Below are 17,922 nucleotides of genomic sequence, written 5' to 3'. Positions count from 1 at the left end.
CGGTCGAACTAGACCAGCCGGTCAACGACTTTCAGTACTGGGTGCAGCCCTGGTCCACCGGAATCGCAGCGGCGGTGACGTTGCGCGAATCCTCACTGGCCAGCCAGCACACCGTCCCGGCGACATCGTCCGGCTCGGCCACCCAGGTGGGCAGGAAGGGCGTGAGCATGTGCGAGAGCTGCGGATTGGTCTCCATGGCCTGGCCCAGCGCGCTGACCATGTCGCCGGTGCCCATGTCGGTGTTGACCGGGCCGGGGTGCACGCTGTTGACCCGGATCGCGTGCTTGCCCAACTCGGCGGCGAAGGCGCGTGCCATCCCGGTGACGGCGTGCTTGCTGGCCGTGTAGTGCACCATGAACGGCTGCAACTTGAGGCCGGCGGCCGAACTGATCAAGATGATCGAGCCGCCGCGCTTCCCGTCGATGATCGGTTGCGCGCCGGCCATCACGGTGTTCCAGGTGCCCGTCACATTGATGTCGATGACATCGCGAAAGTTCTCCGGGGAGATGGCATCCCAGGCCTGCGGGGCAGCAACGCCGGCGTTGGCGACGATGATGTCCAGTCGCCCCAGCGTGGCCACGCCGTCGGCGACCGCCTCACGCAAGCCGTCGTAGTCACGAGTGTCGACGACCGCGGACACCATGCGCCGCCCGGTGGCTTCCACCAGCCGCACGGTTTCGGCCAGATCCTCGGGGGTGGCGGGGTTGTACGGCACGCAGTCCGGCAGCTTGCCGGCTACGTCGACCGCGATGATGTCGGCGCCCTCGGTGGCCATCCGCACTGCGTGGGCACGTCCCTGGCCCCGTGCCGCGCCGGTGATGAAAGCCACCTTGTCGGTCAGTCGCCCTGTCATGTGATGTCCTCCAAGTCGATCACGCTGGGTTCTTCGTCGTTGCTGGTGCGGCGAGCAACTGCCGCAGGCGCCGTTTGTCGACCTTGCCGGTGGGCCCGCGCGGAACGGCGTCGGCGCGCTCGACCAGCAGCCACACCGTCGGTACCTTGAACGGGCTCAACAGGGTTCGAGCCTGTTCGCGTAGCACCTCGACACTCAGCGCATCGCCGGCCACCACCGCTCCGACCTGCTCCCGGCCGGCGTCGGGCACGTTGACCACGAACGCGGCCTCCACGCCGGCGATGGACCGCAGCGCCGTCTCGACCTCGCTCGGATAGACGGTGGCGCCGCTGACTTTGAACATGTCGTCGGATCGGCCGTGGTAGAACAGGAAGCCGTCGTCATCGAGCCGGCCCAGATCGCCGGTGGGGTAGAAGCCGTCGACGGTGAACGTCTCCTCGCGGCTGCGTCCGCACAGGCCGCGCAGGATGTGCGGTCCGCGCAGCTGGATCATGCCGACCGTCTCGGCGGGCACCGGAACACCGGTGTCGGTGTCGACGATACGAACCTCCATGCCGGCGAACGGCTTTCCGCAGCTGCCCCACGCCTTTTCCGGTAGGTCGGTGTCGGCGGCATAGCCGCAGTACGGCCCGAACGCCTCGGTCATCCCGAACAGGTTGGCCCGCGCACCGGGCTGGGCGCGCAGCTCCGGCGGCAGCAAAGCCTCCAGGCTCCCGGGCCGCAGCGCCGACAGGTCGGCGGAGCCGGCGTGCCGGGCCAATGCCGCGGCCTGGTCCGGCCAGCCGCGAAACAACGTGACCCGCTCGGATTCCAGCAGCCCCAACGTGGTCTGCGGATTCGGGATCTCCTCGGTGACCAGGGTCGCCCCGGCCAGCAGCGCCGACAGCACGCCCCCGCCGAAGCCGCCGACCCAGAAGAACGGCATCGGCAGGTACAGGCGGGTATCGGCGTCGATGCAGCGGGCGGCCAGGCCGGACCGGACCGCGCCCAGCGCGCTGCCGTGCGAGTGCAGCACCCCCTTCGGCGGGCCGCTGCTTCCGGAGGTGAACATGACCAGCATGGGGTCGGCGGGGGTGACCGTCGCGGCCAGCGCGTCGACGATCCGGATGGGGCCATCGCCGGCGGTGACGGATGTCAGACTTTGGGTGGACCAGACATGCTGCAGCGCGGGAAGTTCCGCGGTCAGTGATGGCTCCGCGCGCAGGGCGTCGAGATGGCGGCGGCCCCGGAATTCCTCGACGCTGATCAGGAACTGCACCGCGGCGACTCGCAGCTGCGCGACCAGCTCCGGCGGGGTCAGCAGGGTGCTCAGGGGAACCAGCACCGCCCCGATCCGAGTCAGGGCCACCGCGACGCGAACCCAGTCGGCGCCGTTGGGCATGATCAGCCCCACCCGGGTGCCCTTGCCGACGCCGGCCTGCACGAAGACCGCGGCCAGTTCCCGCGACGACGCATCCAGGTCGCGGTAGCTGAGCCGGCTGGTCGGATCGATCACTGCCGGCTTCGTTCCCTCGGACGAGGCCCGGGCACGGATCAGCGCGTCTACAGTCCGGTGGCTAGTCATTGAATACCTTTGTCAGGGCATGAAGGTCGACTTTGCCACTGGAGAGCAGCGGGACGTCATCGGCGGCCACCGTGGTGAATATGCGAGGGATCTTGTACGCCGACAGCTCCGCCCGCAGTCGGTCGCGCAGCTCCGTTTCGTCGATATCGCCGTCGCGCCGCACCAGGACCGCGGCCACCACCTGCCCGCGGTCGGGATCGGGGATACCGATCACGTGCGCAACCAAGCCGGTGACCTTGGTGATGGCGCGTTCCACCTCGGTGGGAGAAACGTTGACTCCCGCGGTCTTGATCAACCTGTCCCGACGGCCCAGGAAGTAGTAGAAGCCGTCGGTGTCGGTGCGGACCAGATCGCCGGTGTGGAACCAGCCCTCGGCGTCGAAGCACTCCTCGCGGCTGCGCTTGTGGTAGTGCTGCATCAGGTAGCGCCCGCGCACCCACAGTTCCCCGTCCTCGATGCGGCACTCGAATCCGGGGGCGGGCTTGCCGTAGCTGCCGCGACGGTACTCGGGCTGGTCGGTGTCGTCGTCACTGAGCAACACCGGGCCTCCGGTCTCGGTCATGCCGAGCATGCCGTGCCGCAGTTGGGGGTCCTCCGGTCGCGTGTCCGGCGCCATGATCGGGTACAGGTTGCCCCGCCGCATACTGGACAGGTCTCGCTCGCCGAGGCTGGGGTGCTGACTCAGGCCCGCGATGCCGGTGACGAAACCATTGGTCAGCGTGGGCTTCTCGGCTTCCAGCAGATCCAGGGTGGCGCCGGGGTCGGTGGCATTGGAGCACAGCAGCGTCGAGCCGGCCAGCATGCTGGCCAGCAGCGCGAAGGCGAAGCCCCCGATCCAGAAGAAGGGCGAGTTGCAGAACAGGATGTCGGCCGCGGTGAGCCTGCGGAGTTCGTTGAGGTCGCGTTGGTGGCCGAGTAGCCCGGCGTGGGTGTGCACCACTCCTTTGGGAGATCCGGACGATCCTGAGGTGTAGATGATGCACAGCGGATCGCTGCCGGTGACATCGTGCTCCAGCGCCGCCAGCCGGGCGTCGTCGACGGCCTGGACGCACTCAGGGGCATCGAACACCACATGGCGAAGCTGGGGTGCGTGGACGCTGAACAGCGGTGCAGCACTGTCGAGGTCGATGTCGCTCAGTGCCTCGGCGAGCCGCGTCCGGTAGTCGAGCGACCGGTAGGACTCGGCGGCAAGCAGGATGCGTACGTCACTGTGCGCCAACTGATACCCCAACTCCGGACCGGTCGCAAAGGTGGGGAACGGGACCACCACCGCGCCGATACGGGCCGCGGCCAGCATGCCCACCACGAAGGCCGCACCGTTGGGATACAGCAACCCGACGTGAGTGCCTTTACCCGCGCCCAGCGCGATCAGCCGGTGGGCCAACACCGCCGAACGCCGTTCGGCTTCGGTATAACTGATCCGCTCGGCATCGCAGATCAGCATCGGATGAGACCCGCGCGAGCGGGCTTGGGCGCGCAGGGTCTGCGGCAGGGTCTCAGTGGGCATGCTTGCTCTGCGCACCGATCAGTGCCCGCACCGCGCCCAGGTCGGCCTTGCCCGACGGGGTCCGCGGGATGTCGTCGATGATCGCGATGTCGGTGGGAATCTCATAGCCTGCCAGCCGGCCACGCAGAAATTCGGTGAGTAGTCCGGCGTCGGCGAAGGCTCCGGGGCGCAGCTCGACCACCGCCACCGGGGTCTCGCCGAGCCGATCGTCGGCACGCCCCACCACGGCAGCGCCTTTGACCGCCGGGTGGGCTTCCAGGGCGACCCGCACATCGTCGGGCATCACCTTGAACCCGCCGCGGATGATGGCCTGATCCGCCCGGCCCAGGATCCACAGAAAGCCGTCGGCGTCGATACGCGCCAGGTCGGTGGTGCGCATCCAGTCCGCGCCGGGACCCAGCTGACCGGGCTTGACTTCGAGCAGCCCGGGCTGATCGGGACCCAGCGGGGCGCCGTCGTCGCCGACCACGCGCAGTTGCGCACCCTGGCTTGCGCGGCCCACGCTGCCCCGCTTGTCTTGCCAGTACCGCTGGTAGTCGGGCAGTGTCCAGCCGGCGACACCACCGCCGAATTCTGTTGCGGCGTAGGAGGTGAGCACCGGGATACCGAACTTGGCGGTGAAGGCGTCGGCGTCATCGGCGGACAGCGGTGCGGTGCCCGAGGTGACCGCGCGGATACCGGCCAGATCCTCGCGGTTCAGCTCCGAATGCAGCACCGTCCGCAGCGCGGCCGGCACCAGTGACACCGCACGGGGCCGGCACCGGCGCACCGCCTCGGCCCAGCGCTGCAGCTCGAATCGCTCCAGCAGCACGAAGGAACGCGCTTCGGCGATGCATTGCAGCACCCGGAACACACCACCGATGTGCACCAGCGGCGAGTTGACGATCGCGACACCGCGGCGCAGCTGTGTCGGTGCCGCGGCGTGCTCGGGGTCGGCGCCGATCACGCTGTGCGCCAGCATGTCGTACCGCAGGTCGACGCGTTTGGGCGGGCCGGTGGTGCCGCTGGTCAGCATCCACACCGCCACGCCGGGGCGCGCCAGATCCGGTCCGGGTTCGGTGGCCGCGGTGAGCTGCGGTGGCTCGGTGAGATCGGAGATCGTCACCACTGTTGTGCGCGGTGTGGCGGCCACCAGCGCGGCCAGATCATCGCGCTCCCCGATGATCACCGGCAGCTCGAGCGCGGCGATCTCGGCACGGGTGCGGTCATCACCGCGGGACGGATTGATCACCACCACGCAGCCGCCGCTCAGCAGCACCCCGAGCAGTGCGGCCAGCTGGACGGGTCGGTTGCGCAGCAGGATCCCGACCGGTGCGCCGGCAGGGGTCAGTTCCGCGATGCGCCGTGCCATCGCCCCCAGCTCAGACCAGGAGTGCCACCGGCCGTCATACTCCAGCGCCGGTGCCTCGGGCGCCAGATCGAGCACGGTGGCGATGCGCCGGCTGAGCGGATGTGCCATCAGCGGATCCGCGGCGGCGCGGCGGGGCGCGGCGGCAGCGCGTCGAGTTCGGCCTTGCCCAGCGGGTTGCCCAGTCGGGTGTAGATCAGGCCCTGGTCCAGGGCGGCCCGGTAGGGCTTGTCCAGGGACTCCCAGATCGCTTTCACCGTGCCCTGGGTGGCCGACGGCGGCTTGGCTGCGATGGTCGCCGCGATCTCATGCGCCCGCGCCCAAAGTTGTTGGGGGGGAACGATTTCCGAGACCAGGCCGATGCGCAACGCGGTGTCGGCGCTGACTCGCTCGTCGTTGCCCATCAGCGCGATCCGCAGGGTTTCGCCCAAGCCTATCCGGCGCATCAGCCCGATCGGCTCCAGTGCGCAGACCAGCCCGGCGGAGACGTGGGAGTCGAAGAACGTGGCGCTCTGCGAGCAGATCACCACGTCGGCTTCGTTGAGGAAGTAGAACGCGCCCGCGGTGCACATCCCCTGCACCGCGCAGATGACCGGTTTGAACATCTTCTGCCACTTGGGGCTGAGCGCCTCGCCGGGATCCTCATGGTTCCAGACGTTGTCGGGCTGTCCGTAGGAGGCCTTGATGTCCAGTCCGGCACTGAACGCCCGATCGCCGGCGGCGCGCAGCACGACGGCGTGGACGCCCGCGTCGAGTTTGACGATGCGCCAGGCCGCGGTCATCTCTTCGCACATGGTGCGGTCGAATGCGTTGAGCCGATCCGGCCGGTTCAGCGTGATGGTGGCAACGTGATCGGTGCGGTCGAAGTCGAGCAGGATGGTGGTGAACTCGGTACTCATCGGCACTGCCATTCCGGCGCGCGCTTCTCGACGAAGGCCCGAGGCCCCTCCAGTGAATCCTCGGTGTGCAGGTTGCGTTCCCGGAAGGACTCTGCCAGCATCTCTGCCTCGTGCAGCGGCAGATCCAAACCCTTGAGGATCGCCAGCCGAGTTCCGCGAACCGCCAGCGGCGCATTGGAGTTCAGGATGTCGGCGATCTCGTGGGCGCGTGTCAGCAGCCGGTCGTGTTCCACCACCTCGCTGATCATCCCGAGGTCGTAGGCGCGCTGGGCGTCCATCCGTTCGTGGCGGCCCATCATCGCCATCCGCAGCGCGATCGACCGGGGCAGCACCCGGGCCAGCCGCACCACCTCCCGCCCGGCGACCAGGCCGATCGAGACGTGCGGATCGAAGAACGTCGCACGATCCGAGGCGATCACGATGTCACACGTGGTCACCCAGTCCAGCCCTGCGCCGCAACAGATCCCGTTGATCGCCGCCAGGACCGGCTTGGCCATCGTCCGGAACGGCGGGGTGCCCTCCTGGGGTGCCTCCCACTGCTCGTAGGTGGACAGGTACGGCCGCTCGTTGATCACCTTGCCGTCGCCGGGGATCTCCTTCACGTCGGCGCCGGTGCAGAACGCCCGACCGTTCCCGGTGACGATCAGCACCCACACCGCCTCGTCGTTCTCGGCCTCGGCGTAGGCGGTCCGCAGTTCGGTGACCATGTGCGGGCTCAGCGCGTTGAGCGCCTCCGGACGGTTCAGCGTGATCGTGGCGGTGTGCCCGCGCACTTCGTAGTCGATGGTGTCGAACGTCGGCATGGCCGGTCTCTTTCCTCTCAGCGGCCGGTGAACTTCGGCGGGCGGCGCTGTTGGAACGCGGCCAGGCCTTCTTTGAAATCGCCTGTTCGGCAGCTGAGTTCGAGGTTGAACAACTCCTGGGTCATGGCCTGCGGCAGTGTCGCCTGCTGCCCGTAGTCCAGTGCCTGCTTGGTCAGTCCGATTGCGACCGTGGGTCCGTCGGCCAGCCGCGCCAACAGCTCTTCGGTGGCGGAGTCCAGGTCCGGCGGTGCCACCGCCTGATGGATCAGTCCCCAGTCTTCGGCAGCGGCTCCACTGACCTTCTCCCCGAGCAGCAGCATGCGTCGGGCCCGGGCCAGCCCGACCAGACGCGGCAGCAACCAGGTGGATCCCGAGTCGGGGCTGAAGCCACGCGCCAGGAACGGCTCCCAGAAGACGGCGTCGCTCGAAGCGACGGTGAAGTCGGCGGCCAGCGCCAGACTGCAGCCCAGGCCCACCGCCCAGCCCCGGACGCTGCACACCACCGGCAGGTGGATGGTGTGCACCAGTTCGATCACCCGATGCGCGGCGTGCGGGACGCGCCGGACCAGATCGCCGGTGCGGGGTCGCCGGTCGCCGGAGTTGGTGGCAACCCAGTCCGCGCCCGCGCAGAAGTCAGCACCGGAACCCCGGATATGGACGGCGCGCAACGTGTCGTCGCTCGCCGCATCGGTGAGGGCATCGACCAGGGCATCGGTCATTGATGGGCTCAGCGAATTCCGGCGATCCGGGCGAGTCAGGGTGAGCCGGAGCAGCGCACCGTCACGCAGCGCAGTCACCGAGCCGTCCGGAGGAGAGCCGGACTCGGAATCGGGGGAGTCGGCCACGGTGGTGTCCACCTTTCAACGCTATATCGTGATGGCTACAGTAGGCTATACGATTGGCGCGATTCGGCGGAGAAAGGCCTATGGCGGACGGTTCGGGGAACTCAGCGGTTTCGGCCGACGGCGCGCGGTTCGGCGAGCAGCCGCTGCAGCAGACCGTTGCGGCCGCCGGCGCCATGCGGCGGATGACCGGGCTGCTGCTCGCGCTCGAGCACCCGCACCCGGTGGTCGATGACATGCTGGCGCAATTCGCCGACTGGGAGCGGCAACTGAGTGCAGTTGCGACGTTGGACCCGGTGCCCCGTCTCGAGTCAGAAGACGACGGCCGGGTCTACCTCAGTCACGCCTTCGACGTCGGATCGTTCAACCCCTGCTTTCCGGAGTACCGGTTCGACCACCTGGACGCCGAGACCGCCTCGGGGCGAGTCACTTTCCCGCTGGTGTACGAAGGGCCACCGGGTCTGGTGCACGGCGGTTTTCTGGGGGTCTTCTTCGACTGCGTGACCCAGCATCAGAGCTGTGCCGCGGGTTCGGCCGGGCGCACCCGCTCACTGCTGGTCACTTACCGTCGGCCGACGCCCGTGCTGACCGAGTTGGAGTTCGACATCGTGCGAAGCGAGGTCGAGCGGGGGCTCGCCTCCACCGCGCGACTGCTGCATCGCGGTGAGCTGCTGTGTACCGGTGAGGTCACCACGGCGGCGGCACCGCCGAACAAGTTGAGCGCGATCCGATTCGGCCGCAGACAGGTGAGGAGTCCCAGCGATGAGCCCCGGTGACACCAGCGATGACCGTGTGCTCTTCGACGTCGATCCCGACGGGCGGATCGCCACCATCACCCTGAACAATCCCGGCCGGCGTAACTCCTACGATGCCGCGATGCGCGACGCGGTGGCACGCTGCCTGGACCGCGTCGCCGAAGACGACGACCTGGTGGTGGTGCTGCTGCGGGGTGCCGAAGGAGTGTTCAGCACCGGCGCCGACATGAACAACGCCTACGGCTGGTACGGCGAACGCGGCGATCCGGCCCAGTCAGCCGAGACAACACAGCCGGCGGCCAAAGGCCGGCCCAGCCAGCGTCGTCGGCTCACCGTCGACCGCCGCTCATTCGGCTTCTATCACAATCTGATGGGCTTCCCGAAGGTCACGGTGGGTGAGATCAGCGGGTATGCGCTCGGCGGCGGCTTCGAGATGGCGTTGATGACCGACATCTCGGTGATCGCGCGCGACACCAAGATCGGCATGCCTGCGACCCGCTTCCTGGGCCCGGCGTTGGGCAGCCTGCACATGTTCTTCCATCGCCTCGGTCCGGTGCTGGCGCGGCGACTGCTGTTGACCGGCGACATCATCGAAGCGGCGGCGGTCGAACATCTGGGTGTGTTCACCGAGACGTGCGATCCGGCGGCGGTGACGGCACGGGCGCGGTACTGGGCGTGCAAGGCGGCGAAGATGCCCGCCGACGGGGTGGTGATCGCCAAGGAGGCGTTCCGGCTCGTCGAGCAGAGCCAGGCGTATCAGGGCGAAGAGGTGGCCAGCTATCTGTTCCACGCCTACGGCACCAACCTGCAGTTCGCGCCGGGGGAGTTCAACTTCGTCAAGACCCGCGCGCAGTACGGGACCAAGGAGGCGTTCCGGCTGCGTGACGAGCACTTTCACGTGCCGGAGCCGTGAGTCTCGAATGCGCAGTAGGTGGCCCAATGAGCAATACGTCGGAATGATTGTTGCCATCAACGGCGAGGGATTACATTCCAGTTCAGTGGATAGCAGCTGAACAGTTCTACTCACCCCCGGGAGACGGCATGAGCGCAATTCGCGGGTTGATGGCGGGCGCGGTTCTGGCCACAGCGGCGATCGGTTCGGCCGGTGTGGCGGTCGCCGACCCATTGAGCGGGTCCTACACGGCGACCGTGACCGGGTCCATCGGAAACTATCTCAACGATCCTGCCCCCACCTGGGTGTTCACCCCTTGCGGTCCGGGTTGTGTGAACGTCGACGCCCAGCGGGCTCAACTTCACGAGGCAGACGGCAAGTGGACCGGAACCTTTGAACTGCATGCCACAGACAACGGCGAGGTCGTGGTCTGCACGCGAACGGTCACGCCAGCCCTGTTCGCCTCCGATATCTGTCCCAAGCCGCTGAGCGTGATGGTGAACTACCAGTTGACCAAGAACGGCTGAAAGGCTGCCGCGGCCAAATAATTCCGGGTCGTCGCGTCCAGCGGGGCGTGCGGGCGTCTTTACAAAAAAGACGAATAATGTAAGGTCGAGGAATGCCTACGCCTGTCATCGTCGGTGCCGTTCGGACGGCCATCGGACGTTCGTTCAAGGGAACATTGGTCAACACACCCCCGGAGACCCTGATCACCACGGTGCTGCCGGAAGTGGTTCGCCGGGCCGGCATCGACCCGGCCGCGATCGACGACATCATCTTCGCCGAATCCCACTACGGCGGAGGTGACCTCGCCCGCTACGCGGCAGCTGCGTGCGGAATGGAGAGCGTTCCCGGTCAGTCGGTCAACCGGCACTGCGCCGGCAGCCTGACCGCGATCGGCAACGCCTCCGCGCAGATCGGTTCCGGCATGGAGCGGGTGCTGATCGCCGGCGGTGTGCAGTCGCTGTCGATGACGCCGCTGACCAAGTGGCGCGTGCCCGGGCCCGAGCTGAAGTTCGTCGAGCCCTGGATGCCGCCGACCCACCCGGAGACCCCCGACGCGCCCACCCGTGACATGTCGATCACGGTCGGGTGGAACACCGCGCAGGCGGCGGGCATCACCCGCGAGGAGATGGACGCCTGGGCCGCACGCTCGCATCAGCGGGCGATCGCGGCGATCGACGCCGGCAAGTTCGTCGATGAGATCATCCCGCTGAAGGTCGAACTTCCCGACGGGTCGGTGACCGAGTTCAAGGTCGACGAGTTCCCGCGCCGCGACACCACCGTGGAGAAGCTGGCGGGCCTGAAGGTGCTGCACCCCGAGATCGAGGGATTCTCGATCACGGCCGGCAACAGCAGCGGCACCAACGACGCCGCGGCCGCGGTCGCGCTCGTCGACGCGGACTACGCCCGCGACAAGGGCCTGAATGTGATGGGCACCGTCAAGGCCTGGGGCTCGGTCGGTGTCGCACCGCGCGACACCGGTCTGGGCGGCGTCAAGGTGATCGGCAAGGTTCTGGAGCGTGCCGGGCTGTCCGTCGGCGACGTCGCGCTGTGGGAGATCAACGAGGCCTTCGCCTCGGTGCCGATCGCGGCCTGCAAGGAATATGGCATCGACGAAGAGCTGGTGAACTTCTCCGGCAGCGGCTGCAGCCTCGGCCACCCCATCGCCGCATCCGGCGCGCGGATGGTGACCACGCTGGCCTACGAACTGCAGCGGCGCGGCGGCGGTATCGGTGTGGCCGCCATGTGCGCCGGTGGTGGCCAGGGCGGCGCGGTGGTGATCGAGGTCTAGCGGGTCTTGGTGCTGGTGAACGCCGCACGCGCATGATGCGCTCGCTCAAACAAGGAGCACCCCTCCGCTGTCGGTGTCGGCCAGCCGCTGGACGAAGGCGCGTTCCTCGTCGCTCATCGCGGCTTGGTCCACGTGGCGCCAGTTGCGTTCGTACAGCTGCAGCGCCTCGGCGCCGGTGAGTTCGGTATCGGCGCGCAGCTGCCAGGAGATTGCGCGCAGTTGCGGAAAATCCCCGACGCGAACCGTCGTCTCTGGTGCTGCTTGTGCTGTTTTGCGGACCGGTGGCCGGTGCAGTTGCAGCTCATCGAGCTTCAGTCGTAAGCCCAGGGCCGCTGCCGCGTTGAGGTAGGCGCCGATGGTCACCGATGGTGAACCGGCCTCGATGCGATGCAAGGTGACTCGTGACATCCCCGCTGCTTCGGCGGTGGTCACGGCGCTGAGGCCGAGGGCTCGCCGGCGGCTGCGGAGGGCGCCACCAATCCCGGCCAATGTTTCTTGGCTGTGTGCCGCCATCTCGGGATTCCGCGCGGGCATGTATCTCATTGTATACACGCGGCGGGCCGCGCCAAGCTGTCTGCTTATCAGGCCGGGAGTGGGTGCTCGGTATCCGCGGTGATGACCAGTTGGGTGTGTAGCCCGATACGCGCAGCGATGTTGATCAAGGCGTCCAGGGAGAATTTGCTGATTTTTCCGCGGAGCAGGTCCGATACTCGCGGCTGGGTGATCCCGAGATGGTGCGCCGCGACGGCCTGGGACCATTCGAACTCGTTGAGTCGACGCTCGATGGCGTGAATGAGATCGGAGCGGGCGCGCAGGTTCGCCGCTTCTTCGCGGGTGTCGGCGATGGCATCCCACACGCTGGTGAAGCTCTGCACTGCCGTTCGTCAGCCGCCGATCTGATACCTGGATCACGAGGTCTTCGGTGAAGAGAGTTTGGATCAGCGTCACGGTGTTGTCCCGCGCGGTGGGGAGTAGGGTGGTCCGGTCACGCTGGAGCCCCTGTTCGTCCGACCGGCAGTGCATCCAACTTGAGAGTCAGCGATCGGTTTACCATGCGGCTGTAGCCAACGATAGTGGACTCTAAGACCCATCTTCGGCCCCAGTTGCCAAGAAGGCCGAGACCGGTGACAAGTCACCGGCTACGTTGTCGCCCGGCCGGCTTGGTGTTCTTCTCGATCAGCCGCTCGGCGTGATCGAGAATGCAGTTGAGCCCGTACTCGAAGTTGGCGTCGTCTGCCGCGCCGACCCGATGCCCCTGCCGCGTGGCCTCTGCCAGCAGCGGTGTGACGGCGGGGTCGATGACGAGGGCCTCCTCGAAATCGGACGGCCCCTCGGCATCCGATGCCCGGTTCTTCTCGTAGAGCCGCCGCAGCACCACCGATCCGCGGATGTGGACCGAGATCGTCGAGTAGGTGTCGAAGGCGTCCTGGGGCGACAGGCCGGCCTCCACCAGGCTTGCGATCGCCCGCTCCACTTCCTGGACACCGATCTGTGCAGCCCGGGGGCTCAGCGCGGCCCGAATCAGGATGAGGTCGCACAGGATCGGGTTGCCCAAGAACGTCGACCGCATGGTGTGGGCGTGATTGCTCAAGGTCTGGCGCCAGTCCTTGGCCTCCACGTAGGGCGTGGCGAACACGTACTGCCGCAGGGCCCGGGTGGCCATCGCATTGAGGAGGTCGTCCTTCTTGCGGAAATACCAGTAGATGCTCGTCACGCCGACGCCGAGATGCTTGCCGAGCAACGGCATGCTCAGATTGTCGACGCCGATCTGTTCGGCGAGCTCGAACGCGCCGTCGATGATGTCGTCGGGGTTGATCGATCCGCGTTCGCGCCGCTGCCGTTTCTCGGCGACTGGCTGCTTTGCCACTGCGGGTTCCTCCAGTTCTGGTCGGCACGGCCGGTTGTTCGCCGTCAAACCTAGCCGTCAAACCTACCGGTACCCGTCGTCGCCACCGGGTATTGAGCTTCTCTTACCGTAAAGCATATGGTAAGCATTTTGGTATACCTTGTCACAACGCCTGAAGGGTGAGCCGTGTCCGAAGCGGTACTGTCCGAGCGTCGCGGACGAATTCTCGTCATCACGATCAACCGGCCGGAGGCCCGCAACGCGGCCAACAAAGCGGTCGCCGAGGGTTTGGCCGCCGCCTGCGACGAACTCGATGACACCCCGGAACTGTCGGTGGCGGTGCTGACCGGCGCCGGCGGGAATTTCTGTGCGGGAATGGACCTCAAGGCGTTCGCGGCCGGGGAGCTGGCGTATGTCCCGGGACGCGGGCTCGGCTTCACCGAGCGCCCGCCACGCAAGCCGATCATCTCCGCCGTCGAGGGTCACGCGGTGGCCGGCGGAACCGAGCTGGTGCTGGCCACCGACCTGGTGGTGGCTGCCAAGGGCGCGAAGTTCGGTATCCCGGAGGTCAAACGGGGCCTGGTGGCCGCTGGCGGTGGTCTGTTGCGGTTGCCGCACCGCATCCCCTATCAGAAGGCTCTCGAATTGGCTTTGACCGGTGAGAGTTTCACCGCCGAGCAGGGCGCCGAGTGGGGTTTCGTCAACGTGCTCACCGAACCGGGCGAAGCGCTGGACCAGGCGATCGCACTGGCCGAGCGGATCACCGCCAACGGCCCGCTGGCCGTCGCGGTGACCAAGGAGATCATCGTCAAGTCCGCCGGCTGGAGCCAGGACGAGATGTGGCAGAAGCAGGGTGAGCTGATCACGCCGGTATTCACCTCGCAGGACGCCAAGGAAGGCGCCATCGCGTTCGCCGAGAAGCGCGCACCGAACTGGACCGGCGCCTAAAACTACTGGCGCACAACCGCAGAACGTAGGCCAAGGGGAGGGAGAACGCATGTCTTTTGCAGGTGAGGTGGTGCTGGTCACCGGGGGAGCCGGTGGTCTGGGAGAGGCCACCGTCCGCCGGCTGCATGAAGCCGGTGCAGCCGTCGTCATCGCGGACGTGGCCGACGAGAAGGCCACCAAGCTGGCGAATGAGCTGGGGAACAAGGTCGTCTATGTGCGCACCGACGTGCTCAATGACGACGACGTGCAGGCCGCACTGGCCAAGGCCGATGAACTGGGTACCCTGCGCTACGCGGTGATCGCCCACGGCGGCTTCGGCGTGGTGGACAAGGTCGTCGGCCGGGACGGCAGCCCCGCACCGCTGGCCGGCTTCACCGACACCATCGCGCTGTACCTGACCGGCACCTACAACGTCCTCCGGCTGGCTGCGGCCAAGATCGCCGCAACCGAACCCGGCGTCAACGGCGAGCGGGGCGCGATCGTGATGACCGCGTCGATCGCCGGTTACGAAGGTCAGGTGGGTCAGTCGGCGTACTCGGCAGCCAAGGGCGGGGTGATCGCGCTGACCCTCACCGGTGCCCGCGACCTCAGTGCCGTCGGCATCCGGTTGAACAGCATCGCGCCGGGAACCATCCGCACGCCGGCCATGGAACGGGCCACCGACGCGATGCTGGCGAAGTTCGCCGAAACGGTGCCGTTCCCCAAACGGCTCGGCACCCCGGACGAATACGCCAACCTGGCGCAGCACCTGCTGGAAAACACCTACATCAACGGCGAAGTGGTGCGCATCGACGGTGCGCAACGCTTCCAGCCGCGCTGAGCCGGCGCGTCGGGCAGCGGGCGTCCAGCGGTGGATCTGGGTCTGCGCGATGCGCGCGCCGTCGTCGTCGGCGGTAGTCGGGGGATGGGCCTGGCCGCCGCACGCTGCCTGGCCGACGACGGAGCACGTGTCGCGATCATGGCGCGCTCGGCCGCCGACCTGGAGCGCGCAACCGATGACCTGACCCGGCGCGGCAGTCCCGAGGCGATCGGGGTGGTCGTCGACGTCTGCGATGAGCAGCGGGTGCAGGAGGCGTTCGCCGCGTTGGGCGAGCGCTGGGGCGGTGAGCTCAACATCCTGATCAACGCGGCCGGGCCCGATGTGCAGGGCACCTTCGACGATCTCACCGACGAACAGTGGCGCCGCGCCATCGACCTGGGGGCGATGGGGATGGTGCACACCGTGCGAGCCGGATTGCCGTTGCTGCGCAAGGCCGAATGGGCGCGGATCGTCAACTTCTCGGCGCAGTCCACGCAGCGCCAGAGCACGGTCCTGGCCGCCTACACCGCGGCCAAGGCGATGGTGAACAGCATCTCGAAGAATCTGTCACTGCTGCTGGCACCCGACGAGATCCTGGTCAACGTGGTCTCGCCCGGCAGCGTCGCCTCCGAGGCGCTGGTCGGCTGGGCCCGCTCGGTCGGAGTGGACGGCGCCGACGGGGTGGACCCGTACCGGTTGATGGACGCCATTGCCGAGCACTTCGGCCATCCCGCGCACCTGCCGCGGGCCGGCCTGCCGGACGAAGTCGGCGCCGTCGCGGCGTTTCTGGCCTCGCGCCGCAACTCGTATATGACCGGGGCGAATGTCAACGTCGACGGCGGCTCGGATTTCACCTGAAGATGGCTCTGACCTGCTGACCTGTCGCGCTGCGGCAGCTTGCGGAACCCGCTACCGAAAGGTATACAGTAAGAACGATTCCCAATGGGCCGTCGAGGAGGGCCGATGACCGCTGCCGACAACGGCACGCTCGTCGAGACGGGCACCCCGGACCAACCCGCGGTGCTCTACGACGTGCAGGGCGGCGTCGGGGTGATCACCTTCAACCGCCCGCAGCGGCTCAACTCCTGGGGGCCGGACATCGCGGCCGGTTTCTACGCCGCGATCGATCGTGCCGAAGCGGACCCTGCGGTGCGGGCGATCGTGGTGACCGGCAGCGGCCGGGGATTCTGCGCCGGCGCCAACCTGGGCCCGGCCGCAAACACCGAAGAGTCGGGCCTCGACACCTCGGAAACCGATGTGTCCCAGTTGGTCGGGGACCGTCCCGCGCACTTCCTCACCGAACTGCGCAAACCCGTCATCGCGGCTATCAACGGCTCCTGCGTCGGAATCGGGCTGACCCACGCTTTGATGTGTGACATCCGGTTCGCCGCTGCCGGAGCCAAATTCGCCACCGCGTTCACCCGGCGCGGGTTGATCGCCGAACACGGGATCTCCTGGATTCTTCCGCGCCTGGTCGGCTGGGGCGCGGCGATGGACCTACTGCTCAGCGGGCGGACCTTCCTCGCCGAGGAAGCCCGAGAACTCGGCATGGTCAACGACGTCGTGGCGGGCGGCCGGCTGCTGGAACGCGCCATGGACTACGCGCGAGACATCGCCGCGAACTGCTCACCGGCATCGCTGGCGGTGATCAAGGCGCAGGCCTACCGCGACGCGCTCGATGACGTCGCCGCGGTGAGCGCACGCGCGGAAACCCTGATGTATGAGTCGCTTGCGCGGCCCGACCTCATCGAGGGAATCACGAGCTTCCTGCAGAAGCGGCCGCCAAACTTCCCGCCCCTCACCCAGAAAGGTTGAGCACATGACTGCCGCACCTGAACGGCTCCCGTACTTGGCCGTCGATGTCGACAACCACTACTACGAGCCGCTGGACGCCTTCACTCGGCACCTGCCCAAAGAATTCCGCAGCCGCGGTGTCCAGATGGTGCAGGACGGCAATCGCACCCTGGCGGTGTTCGGCGGGGTCGTCAACCACTTCATCCCGAACCCGAGCTTCGACCCGATCATCGAACCCGGCTGCCTGGATCTGCTGTTCCGCGGCGAGATCCCCGAAGGTGTGGACCCGGCGTCGTTGATGAAGCTCGACCGGCTCTCCGAGCATCCCGAATACCAGAACCGCGACGCCCGCGTGCAGGTGCTTGACCGGCAGCGGCTGGAGACGGTGTTCATGCTGCCGACCTTCGCCTGCGGCGTGGAGGAGGGCCTCAAGCACGACATCCCCGCCACCGTCGCGTCGGTGCACGCGTTCAACCTTTGGCTCGACGAGGACTGGGGCTTCGACCGTCCCGACGGCCGCGTGATATCCGCACCGATCATCTCTCTGGCCGACCCCGAGAAGGCCGTCGACGAAGTCGAATTCGTGATCAGCCGCGGGGCCAAGCTGGTGTGTGTGCGCCCGGCGCCGGTGCCCGGCGAGGTTCGGCCCCGGTCCCTCGGCGACCCGGTGCACGACCCGGTGTGGGCGCGCCTGGCCGAGGCGGGCGTCGCAGTCGTCTTCCACCTGTCCGACTCCGGTTACATGGCGATCCCGGCGTTGTGGGGCGGCAGCGGTGTGTTCAAGGGATTCGGCAAGCGCGACCCGCTGGACATGGTGATCATGGACGATCGCGCGATCCACGACACCATCGCCTCGATGATCGTGCACCAGGTGTTCACCCGTCACCCCAAGCTCAAGGTGGCCAGCATCGAGAACGGCTCGTATTTCGTTTACCGGCTGATCAAGCGGTTGAAGAAGTCGGCCAACAATGCGCCGTACCACTACAAGGAAGATCCGATTGAGCAGCTGCGCAACAACGTCTGGATTGCCCCCTACTACGAGGACGACGTGAAGCTGCTGGCCGACACCATTGGCGTCGACAAGATCATGTTCGGCTCGGACTGGCCGCACGGTGAGGGTCTGGCCGACCCGACGACCTTCACCGCAGACATCCCGCAGTTCCCTGAGTTCAGCGCAGAGGATACCCGAATGGTGATGCGAGACAACGCATTAACCCTGCTCGGCGATCCCAACCGTACCGCACCGGGCGTTGCCCACCTGGCAGCTTCGGTCTAAC

At 67.4% G+C, this 17,922-nt stretch carries 19 protein-coding genes; 9 read left to right on the top strand and 10 right to left on the bottom strand.

Features of this window, described 5'->3' with window-relative positions:
- Nucleotides 1–31: 31 nt before the first annotated feature.
- From AWC16_RS02250 to AWC16_RS02220, 7 genes are read right to left on the bottom strand one after another with little or no spacing between them, the layout of a single operon-like run.
- Nucleotides 32–853, bottom strand: a complete 822-nt coding sequence (locus AWC16_RS02250; protein WP_085263183.1) for a mycofactocin-coupled SDR family oxidoreductase — start codon at nt 851–853, stop codon at nt 32–34.
- Nucleotides 854–872: 19 nt separating this feature from the next.
- Nucleotides 873–2,417: a class I adenylate-forming enzyme family protein gene (locus AWC16_RS02245; RefSeq protein ID WP_085263182.1), complete on the bottom strand. Its 1,545-nt coding sequence runs from the start codon at nt 2,415–2,417 to the stop codon at nt 873–875.
- Nucleotides 2,410–3,924 (bottom strand): class I adenylate-forming enzyme family protein, encoded by a 1,515-nt coding sequence (locus AWC16_RS02240; RefSeq protein WP_085263181.1) that lies wholly within the window; start codon nt 3,922–3,924, stop codon nt 2,410–2,412. Before AWC16_RS02240 ends, AWC16_RS02245 begins: the two co-directional genes overlap by 8 nt.
- Complete coding sequence (locus AWC16_RS02235; protein ID WP_085263180.1) at nt 3,914–5,383, bottom strand: class I adenylate-forming enzyme family protein; 1,470 nt, start codon at nt 5,381–5,383, stop codon at nt 3,914–3,916. Before AWC16_RS02235 ends, AWC16_RS02240 begins: the two co-directional genes overlap by 11 nt.
- Nucleotides 5,383–6,171, bottom strand: a complete 789-nt coding sequence (locus AWC16_RS02230) for an enoyl-CoA hydratase/isomerase family protein (RefSeq protein ID WP_207572233.1) — start codon at nt 6,169–6,171, stop codon at nt 5,383–5,385. Before AWC16_RS02230 ends, AWC16_RS02235 begins: the two co-directional genes overlap by 1 nt.
- Complete coding sequence (locus AWC16_RS02225) at nt 6,168–6,974, bottom strand: enoyl-CoA hydratase/isomerase family protein (RefSeq protein ID WP_085263178.1); 807 nt, start codon at nt 6,972–6,974, stop codon at nt 6,168–6,170. The genes AWC16_RS02230 and AWC16_RS02225 overlap by 4 nt, the downstream gene beginning before the upstream one ends.
- Before the next feature lie 17 nt (nt 6,975–6,991).
- The gene (locus tag AWC16_RS02220; protein ID WP_085263177.1) at nt 6,992–7,831 is read right to left on the bottom strand and encodes an enoyl-CoA hydratase/isomerase family protein; all 840 of its coding nucleotides are present in this window, start codon (nt 7,829–7,831) and stop codon (nt 6,992–6,994) included.
- Nucleotides 7,832–7,899: 68 nt separating this feature from the next.
- Between AWC16_RS02220 and AWC16_RS02215 the strand changes: the two genes are divergently transcribed.
- The 4 genes from AWC16_RS02215 (at nt 7,900) to AWC16_RS02200 (ending at nt 11,258) form a co-directional block, all read left to right on the top strand.
- A complete protein-coding gene (locus tag AWC16_RS02215) occupies nt 7,900–8,592 on the top strand; it encodes a hotdog family protein (protein WP_085263176.1) in 693 nt (230 codons plus the stop codon).
- Nucleotides 8,579–9,484, top strand: a complete 906-nt coding sequence (locus AWC16_RS02210; protein WP_085263175.1) for an enoyl-CoA hydratase/isomerase family protein — start codon at nt 8,579–8,581, stop codon at nt 9,482–9,484. Before AWC16_RS02215 ends, AWC16_RS02210 begins: the two co-directional genes overlap by 14 nt.
- Before the next feature lie 128 nt (nt 9,485–9,612).
- Entirely contained in the window at nt 9,613–9,990 is a 378-nt protein-coding gene (locus AWC16_RS02205; RefSeq protein WP_133055902.1) for a hypothetical protein, read from the top strand.
- Between the two features lie 92 nt (nt 9,991–10,082).
- Entirely contained in the window at nt 10,083–11,258 is a 1,176-nt protein-coding gene (locus AWC16_RS02200; protein WP_085263173.1) for a thiolase family protein, read from the top strand.
- Between the two features lie 45 nt (nt 11,259–11,303).
- Here AWC16_RS02200 and AWC16_RS02195 read toward each other — a convergent pair whose 3' ends face one another.
- The 3 genes from AWC16_RS02195 to AWC16_RS02185 all read right to left on the bottom strand — a co-directional run bounded on the left by AWC16_RS02195 (nt 11,304) and on the right by AWC16_RS02185 (nt 13,125).
- Nucleotides 11,304–11,792, bottom strand: a complete 489-nt coding sequence (locus tag AWC16_RS02195; protein ID WP_085263172.1) for a helix-turn-helix domain-containing protein — start codon at nt 11,790–11,792, stop codon at nt 11,304–11,306.
- 47 nt (nt 11,793–11,839) lie between these two features.
- Nucleotides 11,840–12,133, bottom strand: a complete 294-nt coding sequence (locus AWC16_RS02190; RefSeq protein WP_085263171.1) for a helix-turn-helix domain-containing protein — start codon at nt 12,131–12,133, stop codon at nt 11,840–11,842.
- A gap of 257 nt (nt 12,134–12,390) precedes the next feature.
- Nucleotides 12,391–13,125 (bottom strand): TetR/AcrR family transcriptional regulator, encoded by a 735-nt coding sequence (locus AWC16_RS02185; RefSeq protein ID WP_085263170.1) that lies wholly within the window; start codon nt 13,123–13,125, stop codon nt 12,391–12,393.
- Between the two features lie 165 nt (nt 13,126–13,290).
- Here AWC16_RS02185 and AWC16_RS02180 point away from each other — a divergent pair, with 165 nt between their 5' ends.
- The 5 genes from AWC16_RS02180 (at nt 13,291) to AWC16_RS02160 (ending at nt 17,921) form a co-directional block, all read left to right on the top strand.
- Nucleotides 13,291–14,052: a crotonase/enoyl-CoA hydratase family protein gene (locus tag AWC16_RS02180; RefSeq protein ID WP_085263169.1), complete on the top strand. Its 762-nt coding sequence runs from the start codon at nt 13,291–13,293 to the stop codon at nt 14,050–14,052.
- Nucleotides 14,053–14,101: 49 nt separating this feature from the next.
- Entirely contained in the window at nt 14,102–14,872 is a 771-nt protein-coding gene (locus AWC16_RS02175) for an SDR family oxidoreductase (protein WP_085263168.1), read from the top strand.
- A gap of 30 nt (nt 14,873–14,902) precedes the next feature.
- Entirely contained in the window at nt 14,903–15,709 is an 807-nt protein-coding gene (locus tag AWC16_RS02170) for an SDR family NAD(P)-dependent oxidoreductase (protein WP_085263167.1), read from the top strand.
- 105 nt (nt 15,710–15,814) lie between these two features.
- Nucleotides 15,815–16,666, top strand: coding sequence for an enoyl-CoA hydratase (locus tag AWC16_RS02165; RefSeq protein ID WP_085263166.1), 852 nt, complete (start codon nt 15,815–15,817; stop codon nt 16,664–16,666).
- 4 nt (nt 16,667–16,670) lie between these two features.
- Complete coding sequence (locus AWC16_RS02160; protein ID WP_085263165.1) at nt 16,671–17,921, top strand: amidohydrolase family protein; 1,251 nt, start codon at nt 16,671–16,673, stop codon at nt 17,919–17,921.
- The last annotated feature ends 1 nt before the right edge of the window (nt 17,922 follow it).

It is taken from the genome of Mycolicibacter longobardus (assembly GCF_002102265.1).
GTDB lineage: Bacteria > Actinomycetota > Actinomycetes > Mycobacteriales > Mycobacteriaceae > Mycobacterium > Mycobacterium longobardum.
This window is presented reverse-complemented; position numbering and strand designations above follow the sequence as displayed.